Here is a 13,111-nt window from a genome sequence, read left to right as displayed (position 1 = left end):
GAAACGCCAATGAGGCGAATCTTGTGGACTCCGGGGAGGTCGACCAACGGGCACCAGAGCGAAACCGCGGACAGGTCGCCGCCTTCCTCGAAGCCAAGCAGGCAAGTTCCGTCGAGGCCCGCCACAGGCGGAGCAAGAAGGTGGATCGCCTTCTGAACTTCCAGCTCCCAGGGCTTTGGATGCGGGCTCGGCCGCCGGCCCGGCACTTTCGGTTCTGGCGTCGTGCACTGGAAGCGGCGGAGTGCATCGCGGTCCTGCTTGGCCGCTTCGCGCCAAACCAGCCTCAACCGGCAAGCCGCTTGATCTTTGCCACCGGTATTGCGCCCTTAGGAATGCGCGCCAGCGCTGCAAGCGCGTCCGCCGGCAGACTCGTGCCGCCGGCGCCGCGTTCCAGGTAGTCACTGCCAGACGGCGACGTCGCGTCCACCCAGTCCATGTCCACCGCGTCGATCATCTCCACCGTCGCTCGCCGGCCGGTCAGACTACGAAGCACCCACACTTTGCCTCCTACATCTAGTCCCTGGATACGGGCCAGGTCGGCGGGAAGCGCCAGTTCGACCTCTTCGCCCTTCTTGTTAGTTACGTCGATGCGGACGTCATCTTCGGTGATCGCCAGAATCACTCCGGCCCCGTAGTAGAAGTCGACCCGATTGGGCCACCGGTCGATTGCGTCGTCCGTTGCTTGCACCAAGCGCCTATAGAAGGCGGCGTGCGGTAGGTCGGCCGCTGGCCTGTCGACGAGGAACTGGACGACCTCATCACCAAAGAGCTCTTCGAGCCTCCGGGCTTCCGCACCTAGGTATGACGCGCTCGACTCGTCTCCAGCACTCAGCGCCTTTACTGCGAGCGTCGATAGAACACTGTGAAATTTTCGGGATCCACTGAGACCGCGTCCGGTACGCAATGGGACCTGCCAACCAGCCGAGACGATGCCTTTGGAAACGAGCGTGCGATACCTACTACGAGTCGGCACGTCGCCCTCGAGATCAGATTTTTCGACAATTGGAGCAGGTGTCAAGTGATGCGTCTTGGTACTCATGATCGCTCTCCTTTGACAAGAGGGTACTCCTGACTGGTTATTTTCGCCACTCACAATCAGGTGGAGCCAGCACTCAGCCGGCGACAGCCAAGGGCCAGCGTCATGCCGCCGCGTCTGGGACGTCCGGATCCCCGGCAGCGCGGTCGAGTGGATCATGTGCCGGCCGGTCTAGGCTTTCGGCAGGAAGGGGACTGCCATGGCCGATCCAGTGGGCGCGATCATCGGAGATTACCGAGGGTTCGCAGCCAAGCAGGAGCGAGGTTTGCTCGACCGGGGCATCGACATCAGTTCTTGTGCTCTCAGCCACCTCGCCGTCCGCGTGGCCGAGTGGGACGACTACCTCCGAGTGCGTGGCCAGCTCGAGAACCTTGCGGTCATGAACAGCGAGAACGTCTGGAACGGCCGGCCGATCTCCTTGATGGTTCTCGCCGAGCCACTCGAGGTTCTCGATGGCAAGGAGGTCTCGCTCATCGAGCTCATCCCTCCGGTGCACCAGCGGGTGTACAAGATGGGCTTGGAACACCTCGGGGTCGTGGTCGGAGATTCCTTCGACGAGTTCATCGCGGTCAACAAGCCGGTGCTGACCGGGCAGCAGTTCCAAGGCCCCAGCAGCAACCCTGACCCCGTCTACATCCTGTTCGAGGACTTCACCCACGTGAAGTTCTACCGGCACTCACTGCGAGCATCGGTCGAGCAGGACGCCGGACCGTTCAAGCCAGGCTTTCGTCATGTCGAGGACTGGGTTCCTCAGCGACTGGTGACAGCGACCGGACCGAACCCCCTGCCGCGCTGAGCCGCGCCAAGGCGCTGCCCGTTCTGATCGTGCAGCACAGCCGCTGATTCAGGCCGAGGCCAGCCACTTGTCCGGTCCGAAGACCTCGTAGTGGATGTCGGCTTCGGCAATGTGCCGCTCGATCAGAGTGCGGCGTACGGACTCCATGAAGGGCAGTGGACCGCACAGGTACACCTGCGCGTCTGCCGGAATCTCCACCAGTCCGAGGTCGACCCGACCGGCGCTGAGGACGTCTCGGGGCGGCCGTACGCCGAGGTCCTCGTACCAGCGGTGCAGTGTGGCGGACGGCAACGCAGCCACGAGTTCCTTCAACTCCTGGCGGTGCGCGTGCCGGGCCGGCGAACGGTCGGCATGCAGGACCAGCACCCGGCGCTTCGAACCGGTGCCGGCCAGGTAGTGCAGGATCCCGATGATCGGAGTGATACCGATGCCGGCGGAGATCAGCACCAACGGATCCTCGGAGTCCTGCAGGACCAGGTCACCGAAGGGCGCCGACACCGAGATCTCGTCGCCCTCGAAGAGCTCCCGGTGCAGAAAGTTGGACACCTCACCAGCCGGCAGGGTGGTTGCATCGTCACCGGGCCGCGCGGGGAGTGCCTTGACCGAGATCCGCCATTCGCTCACCTCCGGAGCGTGGGTGAGGCTGTACTGCCGGATCTGGCGGGCGCCGTCGGGCAGGGCCACCTGCACCGAGACGTACTGGCCCGGACGGGACTCCGGCAGCGCGCTGCCATCAGCCGTGCCGAGGACGAAGGACACGGTGTCGGGTGACTCCTGAAGACGACTCCGTAGAACCAACGTGCGCCAGACAGCACCGTCTGCCACGCCCGTCTCGGCGTACAACCGCTTCTCGATCGTGACCAGAGCGCCGGCCATGTGCCAGTAGACCTCGTCCCAGGCGGAGGCGACCTCAGGGGTGACGGCGTCGCCGAGTACCTCCACGATGGCGGCGAAGAGGTGTTCATGGACGATCGGGTACTGGTCCTCGGTGATGCCGAGGGAGGCGTGTTTGTGCGCGATACGCCCCAGCACGTCGAGCGGGTCGCGTCCGTCATCGGCCACCAGGAGAGTCGCGTAGGCGGCAATCGCACCCGCGAGCGCGCTCTGTTGATCACCCTGGGCCTGGTTGCCCCGATTGAACAGGTCGCGCTCGAGCTCAGGATGGGCGGCGAACATTCGCTGGTAGAAGACCGGCGTGATGTCGCCGATGGCGGCACCGATGACAGGCAGTGTGGCCTTGACGACCTGGGCGGACTTGGTGGACAGCATGGGACTCCGTGGGGTGTCGGGAAGCGTGAACGGATGCGCGATCTCCAAGGGACGGCGTCATCTCGCTCCACTGGAACACCGGCCGTCGGGCCACGGCAGTGCCAAAGGTCCCTAACACCTCAGGCGCGCTCGGGCCAGGGCCACTGAACCGACATCGACCCGCCGACGTCGACGGCACGCCACTGGCCGGACAGTACGTCGATGCGCCTGATCGCCCGGTCGAGGTCAGCGTCGCGGAGGTCGGTCGGCGGAGGGTCCTGGAGCACATAGTGGCTGCCGGGAAGATGGCCGCTGTGTCGCAGCCAGCGCGGGTAGACCTGGGCAACAAGGTCCTCCGATCGCCCCATGTCGGCGCCAGTGGACCGGTTGCGTCGCTCGACCTGGCGCGCCCACGCCTTGGTGCGGAGCTCCTCAGTCGGCACGAACGTCCCGGCGTTCCCGCCCGCAGCGAGCTGGCCGAAGATCCCGTCCCGCAGGCCGAACTCCTCCTCGACCACCCAGTGCACGAGGTCATGAGGGATCAGCTCTGAGTACCCGGGCGCCGGGTCCATGCGGAGGTCACCGTGCTGGCTGCGGACGACGGCAACCGCATATCGACGTTGCCCGGTGCGCTCGAATCTCACCTGCATGCCGGTCAACGTAAACCGCTCGGCGCTCAGACGCGACACCATTGCGGTGCCGCGAGCGACAGTGACGCCAACGACAGCGCGCTGGTAGAACGGAGCCAGACACCGGAACGAGGAGATGTGACATGTCAGGTCGAATCAGGGTCGGAAGCGTCGCGGACTTCGCCGACGGGAAACTGCACGCCGTGGATGCTGCAGGCACGTCCATCGTCGTTGGTCTCGCCGGGGACTCGTTGTGCGCAGCGCGCAACCGCTGTCCGCACCTGGGCCTCTCCCTCACCAAGGGGCCAGGAGGCCTGAGGTACGCCGACGGCCAGGTCGTCTGCCCATGGCACAACTCCGCGTTCGACCTCGCGTCAGGGGACAACCTCGACTGGGCGCCCGGCTTTGCTGGTAAGGACATGCCCCGCTGGTCACGCAAGTTGATCGCACTGGGCAAGAAGCCATCTCCGCTCACGACCTACGACGTCATCGTCGAGGGGGACGACGTCTACGTCGAGCTCTGAACCGCCGCGAAAGCGGGCGTGTCACTGCGCCGCGTGCATGTTGCGTCCAGCGGCTTTCACATCGCGGGTGAGTAGTTCAAGGCCGGGGCTCTCGAGCCGCCACCGTTGCCAGTAGAGCGGCACGCTGAGCGGCTTCGCCCCAGGTAGGCGGACAAGGTCATCGGAGACGAACTGCGGGACGGGGACCATCCCCCACCCCAAGCCCCCTGAGATGGCAGCGAGAAAGTCGGCCGACGTGGGCACTCGGTGCACAACAGCGGGGCGCTGGGCGCCGTGGGTGGCAAGGACCACGTCCTGGAGCTGGTCCTTCTCGTTGAACACCACCATCGGCATCGCACTCCAGTCGACGCCGCGACCCTTACGGTGACGCTCCAGGAGCTCAGGAGCAGCGGCCGGTAGGTAACGAAGGTTCCCGAGATGCTCGACCGAACATCCCTGAACGGGTGTGGGCTCGCTGGTGATCGCCGCGAGGACCTCGCCTCGGCGGAGCAGCGCGTGCGAGTGGGCCTCGTCCTCCACCTGGAGGCGCAGAACAGTCCCGGGCCGCCGGGCAACCTGCCCGAGGACCGGGCGGAACCACGTGGCCAGCGAGTCCGCATTGATCGCGACGGTGAGCTCGACGACTCCATCATCCGACAGCAGGGATTCCGCCTCGGCCGCGAGAACGTGAACCTGACGGGCCAACCGAAGGAGCGGCTCGCCTGCCGCGGTGACCTCGGCTGGCGACGTACGCCGAACGAGCACTTGCCCGGCGGACACCTCGAGGGCACGCACGCGCTGGCTGACCGCGCTGGGAGTGAGATGAAGCTTGCGCGCTGCGGCCTCAAAGGATCCTTCGTCCGCGATCAGTCGCAACGTCTCCAGTTGGGCAGCGTCGTACCTCATCCTCGCAGTGAAGCACGACTACACCCGCTGTAGAAACATTCGCTGGTCTTCACGCCACCACAGACCTACGTTCATTGCGTGCTCTCCACTGCTGCTGCCGGGTTCTTCACAGGCGGCTCCCTGATCGTGGCGATCGGCGCCCAGAACGCCTACGTCCTCCGCCAAGGCGTGATCCGCCACCACATCGGCGCGGTCGTCGCTGTCTGCGCCGCTTCTGACGCCGTCCTCATCCTCGCCGGCGTGGGCGGCATCGGTTCGGTGGTCGACCACGCCAGCTGGGTCATCGACGTCGTCCGCTGGGCAGGCGTGGCCTTCCTGCTCTGGTACGCCGCCAGTTCGCTCCGCCGCGCATTCCGGACCGAGTCGCTCGGCGACCCGGGAGCGTCAGCGGTGGCCGAGCCTCGAGGAAGGGTCATCGGCCGCGCAGTCGCCCTCACCTGGCTCAACCCCCACGTCTACCTCGACACCGTTCTGCTCATCGGCGCCATCGCAGCAACCCACAACGACGACGCCACCAGCGTCATGGGCGGTCAATGGTGGTTTGGCGTCGGAGCGATCGTCGCCAGCATCATCTGGTTCGCCGCTCTCGGCTTCGGCGCACGGACCCTCGCACCACTGCTTGCCCGACCTGCCGCATGGAAGGTCCTCGAGTTTCTCATCGCCGCCACGATGATCCTCGTGGCACTCAAACTCGCCTTCGAGTGAGCGACAGGTTCACGACCTGCTGGCCTCGTCCACCCGGACGATGATGTCGCCGGGTTGGCACTGAAGCTCGCGACACACTGCGTCCAGCGTGGACAGGCGCACCGCCTTCGCCTTGCCGGTCTTGAGGATCGAGAGATTCGCGACCGTGATGCCGACGCGCTCTGCGAGTTCGGTCAGGGTCATCTTGCGCTCGAGCAGCATGTGGTCGAGACGGATCTCGATCGCCATCAGACCGTCAGCCTCTGCTCCTCAGCCAGGTCAGCGCCATGGCGGAAGAGTTCGGCGAGCAGGAGCAACAGCAGTCCGAACGAGACGACCGTCCAACTCGGCCCGCCGGGCTCCATTGAGGCAAAGGAGAGATGCGGCCACGGCCCGATGGTGATCTCGCGGTAGTCGTTGGCCTTGGGACTGAAGAAGAGCCACAGGAACGGTTCGAGGAACTCCCAGCCGACGATCGTCCCGCCGATGATGCGCAGCCGACGGACCATGGGGCCGGAGAACGTCTCGCCCTGAGAAGCCGTGCGCAGCAGCAGCCACAGTTGCGCGAGGAGGAAGGCCAGGACCAGCATCGCCAGCACCTGCATCCCGTACAGGGAGGCCATGAGCGAATCCCAACCGGGTTCGGCGTCCAGGAAGAGCCGACCGGACAGGGCAGCATCGACCGGCTGCACGTCGCCTTGCAGGATCACGTCGCCGTCCATCCGCTGCTCCCCCTGTGCGAGCACGAGGTTGTAGCAGTCCTGCGCCGGTTCGCGAATGTTGACCTGGTCGCACACGTCGCCGAACTGCACCACCTCCCAGGACGGCTGGAAATCCAGGTCCAGCGACAGGAGGGGTAGGGGCACATCGACGTGGTACCGGTAGTCACCCCATCCCGCGAGCCCGATGACCCCGAAAGCGGCCACCAGCAGGCCAGCGAGGGTCGTACCCACCCACGCGACGAGGGCGACCCCGCTCGCGATCCGGAAAGCCTTCTGTCGTGGCATGACTCCACTCTCCTTCTTGCAAGCAGCCGTGCATATCGCGAAACGATATGAGCATATCGTGAAGCGATGTCGATGGGGAGGCCCGGCGCCGAGCAGCCTTCCGTACCGAAAATCGGTCGAGTCGGGTGGGCAAGACGACTAGCCTGCGTCGCACCATGACTCCTGCCGACCCCGCGCCCACCTCGTTCGAGATCCGCCGAGAGCTCGCCAGCGACGTCGACGAGATCGCATCGGTCGTGGCCGCTGCCTTCTCGCTCGCCGAGCACTCGGCGCCACCAACCCGGCCCGGCGGGCCGCCAGGCGAGGTCGACCTGCTGACCTGGCTGCGCGACGACGACGGTTGGCTGCCTGGCTTCTCGCTGGTCGCGACCTCCGGGGACCAGATCGTCGGCCATGTCGTGGCCACCCGGGCGCACGTCGATGGCGCGCCGGCGCTCGGCCTGGGACCACTCAGCGTGCGCCCCGACCACCAGCGCGCGGGCGTCGGAGGGATGCTGGTGCGCGACCTGCTGGCCCGCGCCGAGGCGGCCGGCGACACTCTCGTCGCCCTCCTCGGGGACCCGGCCTACTACGCGAGGTTCGGTTTCGTGCCGGCGCGGGAGCGTGGTGTCACATCACCCGACCCGGCCTGGGGCGACTACTTCCAGGTGCGAGCGCTCGGCGTGGGCGAGCACCCTGTCGGGCAATTCGCCTACGCCGAGCCGTTCAATCGCCTCTGAGGTCCTGACTTCTACGACGACGGCAGGTGCTTGTCCTCGGCACCCCCGCCGCCGCTCCCGACCGTCCCCTGGGGTCCGGCCGGCGGCGGGATGACGAGGTCGCCGGGCACCGGCTCGCCCGGTACGCCGTTCACCGCTTCGGTCGAGAACGCGTACGTCAATACGGCGAAGGCGACCGCGTCGGAGTTGATCGCGAGGGCGTCGGTGCTCACGTTCGCGAAGGTGTCGCAGGCGGCGTGGTAGCACGGGTCGTACTGCGCTCCGGCCGTTCCGCCCCAGATCGACTGCTGTTCGGCGGTCTTGGGCACCTCGGCCCCGGTGAAGAGTCCACCGGCCGGGATCCCGTTGTTGATGAACGCCTGGTAGTCGCTGCGACCGCTGAACTCCGCGTCGTCGTACGGCTCACTCCGCAAGGTGTAGAACGACTCGAAGAGGTCCTCGATCGCGACCGACCCCGGCGGCACCGTGACCGGAGCGGCGAACCCGGACTCGTCGCTGTCGTAAACCATCTGGATGTAATTCGGCGAGCCGATCATGTCGAAGTTGAGGTAGAGCGCGATCCGGTCCTTCTCCTCCGCGCTGAGCCCGTTGACGTAGTTCGTCGAACCGACGAGCCCGCTCTCCTCGGCTCCCCACCAGGCGAACCGGAGGGTGTTGACGGGCTTCAGCTTCGCGATCTGGACCGCAGTCTCGAGTACGGCCGCGCTTCCGGAACCGTTGTCGTTGATGCCCGGCCCCGCGAGGACGGAGTCGAGGTGGGCGCCGGCCATGACGACGTTGTCGGTGTTGATGCCCTTCTTCTCGGCCAGCACATTGGCCGTCGGCAGGATCTGGCGCAACGTGTTCGCGAAGACCCGCATCTCCAGGGCCGGGGTCGCAGCCAACTCCGCGCCCAGCGCGTAGGTGGTGCCGATGACCGGGATGCCACTGGTGTTGTTGGCCGAGAGGGTCACCGCCGGGATGCCCTGCCGGTCGGCAGCATCGGTGTTGCCCTGGTTGAAGATCACGATCCCGACCGCACCAGCAGCCGCGGCGTTCTCGGCCTTGATCTCGAACGTGCAGGTCCCCCGTTGCAGCAGCGCGATGTCCCCCGCAGGGAAGCCGGCGAAGTCGCCTACGTCGCAGCCGCTCGTCGAGGCGTTGCCGAGGCCGAGCGCCAGGTCCACGGGCGTGACCGAAGCCGTGATGTCGCCGGGATCGGACTGGGTGATGGCACCGAAGTCGACGCCCTCCACGTAGGTCGTCGGGTTCGGCTGGGTCTGCTGCAGCGACGAGGGGCCGGCAACCTCGAACGCGAGGTAGTCGAACTCCTGGACGACCGGGGTGTAGCCGGCCGCGCGCAGGGTGCTGACGACATAGTCGACCGAACCGTCGTAGCCGGCGAGCCCGGAGAAGCGGTTGCCGCCGTTGGCGTCAGCGACGGCCTGCAGCGCTGCCTGGTGCTTGCGCACGCCCGCCACGCCCACGCACTCCAGCAACTTTGCGTAGGTGTTGTTCTGTCGACGCTCACAGACCGGACCCGCCGCCGTCGGAGCCGCCGTGCTGCCCGTCGTCGGCGCCATCACCGTCACGACGGCCACGGCTGCCAGTCCCACCGCCCAGGAGCGCCTACTTCGTCGGGCTCGATCCATGAAACGGGACATCGGCACACCGCTCTCCTGCAGGGCGAACCCGAGTGATTCGCCTCCGAAGCAACCGAACCTACGCCCGCACCATCGACCGGGCAATGCCCGAAAACGATACCTCCGGCGTCAGCAGGCGAACTGGCGCCGGTACGCCTGCGGGCTCACCCCGCGCACCCGCACGAAGTGGTGGCGCAGGGTGGCCGCGTTGCCGAAACCGACCTCCCCGGCGATCCACTCGACCGGGTGGTCGGTGCGCTCGAGGAGCTCCTCGGCCGCCGAGACTCGCTGCCGCGTCACCCAGTGGTGCGGCGTCGTACCCGTCTCGTCGCGGAAGCGGCGCGCGAAGGTGCGCGGCGACATCACCGCGCGCTTCGCCAGTGCCTCCACCCCGTGGTCCTCCTCGAGGTTCTCGAGGATCCAGGTCAACAACGGCCGCAGGGTGTCGGCGTCGCAGTCCGGGACGGCACGCGCGATGAACTGCGCCTGTCCCCCGTCGCGATACGGCGGTACGACGGCTCGACGCGCCACGACGTTGGCGACCGCCGCGCCGTACTCCTGGCGCCAGATGTGCAACGCAGCATCCAGACCGGCGGCGCTCCCGGCGCTGGTGACGATCTGGCCCGTGTCGACGTAGAGCACCTCGGGCACGACGATCGCGTCCGGGAACCGGCGCTGCAGTTCGTCGGTGTACATCCAGTGCGTCGTGCACTCACGGCCGTCCAGCAAGCCGGCCGCGCCGAGCGCGAAGGCGCCACTGCAGGCGGACATGATGCGCGCGCCGCGGTCATAGGCCGCGCGGATCGCCTCGATGACGGCGTCGGACGGCACTCCCCCGCGCGGGATCGCCGGAATACCGATCAGGTCGGCTTCCGCGACGCGATCCAGCCCGAAGTCTGTCTGCAGGTTGAAGCCCATCGAGGTGCGCATCGGGAGGTTGTTCTCAGCGCAGACAGCGAAGTCGAGGGCGGGCACTCCGTCGGCGGTGCGGTCGATCCCGAAGGCCTCGCACAGGATGCCGAGCTCGAACGGAGCCACCCCGTCGAAGGCCAGGACGGCGACATTGGTCAGCATCCCGCCAGCGTGCCACGAAGGTGGCAGTAAATCAACGCAAAGCGGCTTTTCTGCCACTGGTGGCAGGAATCAGACAAGAGCATGATTACTGCCATGAACCTCTTCCTGATCCTCCTCCTGGCCCTGGCCCTTCGATCCCTCGTCGTCTGGGTACGCCACGACGACTTCTCCACCCGTCGCCCGACTCCCTGGTTCGCGTGAAGCACGGCCGGCAGCGCGGCGAGAGGCGTCGTGACTGGCAGCTTGCTGCCCGCATCAGCGCCGAAGACGCGCTCGGCCCAAAAACAAGCCGAAGGCCCCGACCGTGAGGTCGGGGCCTTCGTTGCTTGCGTCTCGATACGCCTCGCCTGGCGGCTCGGCTACTCGACGACCTTGGATCAGGCCTGGCCGCCGGTGAGCTTCTCGCGAAGCGCCTGCAGCGCCTCGTCGGAAGCCAGCGAGCCGCCGGTCTCCTCGGCCTGCTCGTCGTCCGAACCACCAGAGGAGTACGACGTCGCCTCGCCAGCCTCGGCTTCGGCAACCTTCGCCTCGGCCTGCTGCTTGACGTGCGCCTCCCAGCGAGCGTGCGCCTTGGCGTACTGCTCTTCCCAGATGCCGCGCTGGTCGTCGAAGCCCTCGAGCCATTCGCCCGTCTCGGGGTCGAAGCCCTCCGGGTAGATGTAGTTGCCGGCCTCGTCGTACGTGGCGGGCATGCCGTAGAGCGTCGGGTCGAACTCTTCGACGTCGACAGCCGCGGTGGTCTCGTTCGCCTGCTTCAGCGAGAGCGAGATCCGGCGACGCTCGAGGTCGATGTCGATGATCTTGACCATGACGTCGTCGTTGACCTGGACGACCTGCTCGGGGATCTCCACGTGGCGCTCGGCCAGCTCGGAGATGTGCACGAGGCCCTCGATGCCCTCTTCGACACGGACGAACGAACCGAAGGGCACCAGCTTGGTGACCTTACCGGGAACGATCTGACCGATCTGGTGGGTGCGGGCGAAGTGCTGCCACGGGTCTTCCTGCGTCGCCTTGAGCGACAGCGACACGCGCTCGCGCTCCATGTCGACGTCGAGCACCTCGACGGTGACCTCGTCGCCGACGGTGACGACCTCGGACGGGTGGTCGATGTGCTTCCAGGACAGCTCCGAGACGTGGACGAGACCGTCAACGCCGCCGAGGTCCACGAACGCACCGAAGTTGACGATCGAGGACACGACACCCTTGCGGATCTGGCCCTTCTGGAGCTGGGTGAGGAAGCCGTGGCGAACCTCGGACTGGGTCTGCTCGAGCCAGGCACGGCGCGACAGGACCACGTTGTTGCGGTTCTTGTCGAGCTCGATGATCTTGGCCTCGAGGGTCTGACCCACGTAGGGCTGCAGGTCGCGGACGCGACGCATCTCGACCAGCGAGGCGGGCAGGAAGCCGCGCAGGCCGATGTCGATGATGAGGCCGCCCTTGACGACCTCGATGACGGTGCCTTCGACGACGCCGTCGGCTTCCTTGATCTCCTCGATCGTGCCCCAGGCGCGCTCGTACTGGGCGCGCTTCTTGGACAGGATCAGGCGACCCTCCTTGTCCTCCTTCTGGAGAACGAGAGCCTCGACCTTGTCACCGACCTTGACGACCTCGGAGGGGTCAACGTCGTGCTTGATCGACAGCTCGCGCGAGGGGATGACGCCCTCGGTCTTGTAGCCGATGTCGAGGAGGACCTCGTCGCGGTCGACCTTGACGATGGTGCCGTCGACGATGTCGCCGTCGTTGAAGTACTTGATCGTCAGATCGATGGCGGCCAGGAAGTCCGCCTCGGAGCCAATGTCGTTGATCGCGACCTGGGGCGCGTTGTCGTCGTAGTGGCTCGAGATCGGAGTCGAGAGGGTGCTCGTCATAAGTAAGGACAGTCCTTGGGTGGGCAGATGTAGTTGGGCCATGACCACCCTTTGGGCGGCACGGGACCACCTCCCGAGGGGAAGCGGACATTCAAGAGTACGCGCCGCGCTGCACGCACGTCCAACCGGCGGCACTATCCTCTTCTTCGTGCAACAGGAGTGGCTCCACCCGCCGGTCACGGCCCACCGCCGACCCGCCGACGAACAGGAGTCCCGCAGCGCCAATGGTGCCGACTGGGACCGCTACGCCGACGAGTACCAGGCGACGCACGGGGAGTTCCTCGGCGACGCCGGTTTCCTCTGGGGCCCCGAGGGCCTGACCGAGGCCGACGCCGGGATCCTGGGTGAGGTCAAGGACCGCGACGTCCTCGAAGTCGGCTCCGGCGCCGGGCAGTGCTCACGATGGATCCGCAGTCGCGGCGGACGCGCTTTCGGGCTCGACCTGTCCCACCGCCAACTCCAGCACTCGCGCCGCGTCGACGAGATCACCGGTGTGGCCGTGCCGAGCGTCCGGGGTACGGCGACCGACCTCCCGTTCGCCGACAACAGCTTCGACGTCGTGTTCTCCTCCTTCGGCGCCCTCCAGTTCGTCGCCGACATCGACACCGCCGTCGCCGAGACCGCCCGCGTCCTGCGCCCCGGCGGCCGGTTCGCGTTCTCCATCACCCACCCGACCCGGTGGATGTTCCCCGACGACCCCACCGAGGACGGGCTCACCGCGACCCAGTCCTACTGGGACCGCACGCCCTACGTCGAGGTCGACGACGAGACCGGCCAGACGTCGTACGTCGAACACCACCGCACGCTCGGTGACTGGGTCCAGTTGCTGGCCGGCGCCGGCTTCCACCTGACCACCTTGCTCGAGCCGGAATGGCCCGTCGAGCACGACCGGCTCTGGGGTGGCTGGTCCCGGGTGCGGGGCACCCTGACCCCCGGAACGGCGCTCTTCGGGGCCGACCTTGGTCATTCGTGAGGAGACCGATCGGGACTTCGTCCTGATTTCGGTTTGAGGCCTCACC

At 66.8% G+C, this 13,111-nt stretch carries 14 protein-coding genes; 5 read left to right on the top strand and 9 right to left on the bottom strand.

Going from position 1 to position 13,111, the window contains the following annotated elements; genetic code table 11:
- Positions 1 to 283 precede the first annotated feature (283 nt).
- Complete coding sequence (locus tag HRC28_RS13240; protein WP_182375980.1) at positions 284 to 1,039, bottom strand: hypothetical protein; 756 nt, start codon at positions 1,037 to 1,039, stop codon at positions 284 to 286.
- A 196-nt stretch (positions 1,040 to 1,235) separates the two neighbouring features.
- On the opposite strand from HRC28_RS13240, the gene HRC28_RS13235 reads away from it, so the two are divergent.
- Positions 1,236 to 1,832, top strand: a complete 597-nt coding sequence (locus HRC28_RS13235) for a VOC family protein (protein WP_182375979.1) — start codon at positions 1,236 to 1,238, stop codon at positions 1,830 to 1,832.
- A gap of 48 nt (positions 1,833 to 1,880) precedes the next feature.
- Here the strand turns inward: HRC28_RS13235 and HRC28_RS13230 are convergent, their stop codons facing one another.
- Positions 1,881 to 3,101, bottom strand: coding sequence for a globin domain-containing protein (locus HRC28_RS13230; protein WP_182375978.1), 1,221 nt, complete (start codon positions 3,099 to 3,101; stop codon positions 1,881 to 1,883).
- A gap of 119 nt (positions 3,102 to 3,220) precedes the next feature.
- A complete protein-coding gene (locus HRC28_RS13225) occupies positions 3,221 to 3,730 on the bottom strand; it encodes a hypothetical protein (protein ID WP_182375977.1) in 510 nt (169 codons plus the stop codon).
- Between the two features lie 122 nt (positions 3,731 to 3,852).
- Between HRC28_RS13225 and HRC28_RS13220 the strand changes: the two genes are divergently transcribed.
- A complete protein-coding gene (locus HRC28_RS13220) occupies positions 3,853 to 4,233 on the top strand; it encodes a Rieske 2Fe-2S domain-containing protein (protein WP_182375976.1) in 381 nt (126 codons plus the stop codon).
- A 21-nt stretch (positions 4,234 to 4,254) separates the two neighbouring features.
- On the opposite strand, the gene HRC28_RS13215 is transcribed toward HRC28_RS13220, so the two are convergent.
- Positions 4,255 to 5,118, bottom strand: a complete 864-nt coding sequence (locus tag HRC28_RS13215; RefSeq protein WP_182375975.1) for a LysR family transcriptional regulator ArgP — start codon at positions 5,116 to 5,118, stop codon at positions 4,255 to 4,257.
- A gap of 78 nt (positions 5,119 to 5,196) precedes the next feature.
- On the opposite strand from HRC28_RS13215, the gene HRC28_RS13210 reads away from it, so the two are divergent.
- Positions 5,197 to 5,823, top strand: a complete 627-nt coding sequence (locus tag HRC28_RS13210; RefSeq protein ID WP_182375974.1) for a LysE/ArgO family amino acid transporter — start codon at positions 5,197 to 5,199, stop codon at positions 5,821 to 5,823.
- Between the two features lie 9 nt (positions 5,824 to 5,832).
- Here the strand turns inward: HRC28_RS13210 and HRC28_RS13205 are convergent, their stop codons facing one another.
- On the bottom strand, positions 5,833 to 6,051 hold the full coding sequence (locus tag HRC28_RS13205) for a helix-turn-helix transcriptional regulator (protein WP_182375973.1): 219 nt from the start codon (positions 6,049 to 6,051) through the stop codon (positions 5,833 to 5,835).
- Entirely contained in the window at positions 6,051 to 6,809 is a 759-nt protein-coding gene (locus HRC28_RS13200; protein ID WP_182375972.1) for a DUF2975 domain-containing protein, read from the bottom strand. Before HRC28_RS13200 ends, HRC28_RS13205 begins: the two co-directional genes overlap by 1 nt.
- 155 nt (positions 6,810 to 6,964) lie before the next feature.
- Here HRC28_RS13200 and HRC28_RS13195 point away from each other — a divergent pair, with 155 nt between their 5' ends.
- A complete protein-coding gene (locus tag HRC28_RS13195; RefSeq protein WP_182375971.1) occupies positions 6,965 to 7,528 on the top strand; it encodes an N-acetyltransferase in 564 nt (187 codons plus the stop codon).
- An 11-nt stretch (positions 7,529 to 7,539) separates the two neighbouring features.
- On the opposite strand, the gene HRC28_RS13190 is transcribed toward HRC28_RS13195, so the two are convergent.
- The 3 genes from HRC28_RS13190 to rpsA all read right to left on the bottom strand — a co-directional run bounded on the left by HRC28_RS13190 (position 7,540) and on the right by rpsA (position 12,092).
- Positions 7,540 to 9,123, bottom strand: coding sequence for a M28 family metallopeptidase (locus HRC28_RS13190; protein WP_202033074.1), 1,584 nt, complete (start codon positions 9,121 to 9,123; stop codon positions 7,540 to 7,542).
- Between the two features lie 156 nt (positions 9,124 to 9,279).
- On the bottom strand, positions 9,280 to 10,224 hold the full coding sequence (locus tag HRC28_RS13185) for a helix-turn-helix domain-containing protein (protein WP_182375970.1): 945 nt from the start codon (positions 10,222 to 10,224) through the stop codon (positions 9,280 to 9,282).
- Positions 10,225 to 10,601: 377 nt separating this feature from the next.
- A complete protein-coding gene (gene rpsA, locus HRC28_RS13180) occupies positions 10,602 to 12,092 on the bottom strand; it encodes a 30S ribosomal protein S1 (RefSeq protein ID WP_182375969.1) in 1,491 nt (496 codons plus the stop codon).
- Between the two features lie 148 nt (positions 12,093 to 12,240).
- Between rpsA and HRC28_RS13175 the strand changes: the two genes are divergently transcribed.
- Positions 12,241 to 13,065 carry a class I SAM-dependent methyltransferase gene (locus HRC28_RS13175; RefSeq protein ID WP_237111471.1) on the top strand — a complete coding sequence of 275 codons (825 nt, stop codon included), beginning with the start codon at positions 12,241 to 12,243 and terminating at the stop codon, positions 13,063 to 13,065.
- The last annotated feature ends 46 nt before the right edge of the window (positions 13,066 to 13,111 follow it).

Source organism: Nocardioides sp. WS12, from assembly GCF_014108865.1.
Lineage (GTDB): Bacteria > Actinomycetota > Actinomycetes > Propionibacteriales > Nocardioidaceae > Nocardioides.
Note: the sequence above shows the minus strand (reverse complement) of the source record. Positions and strands in the feature narration are given on the sequence as shown.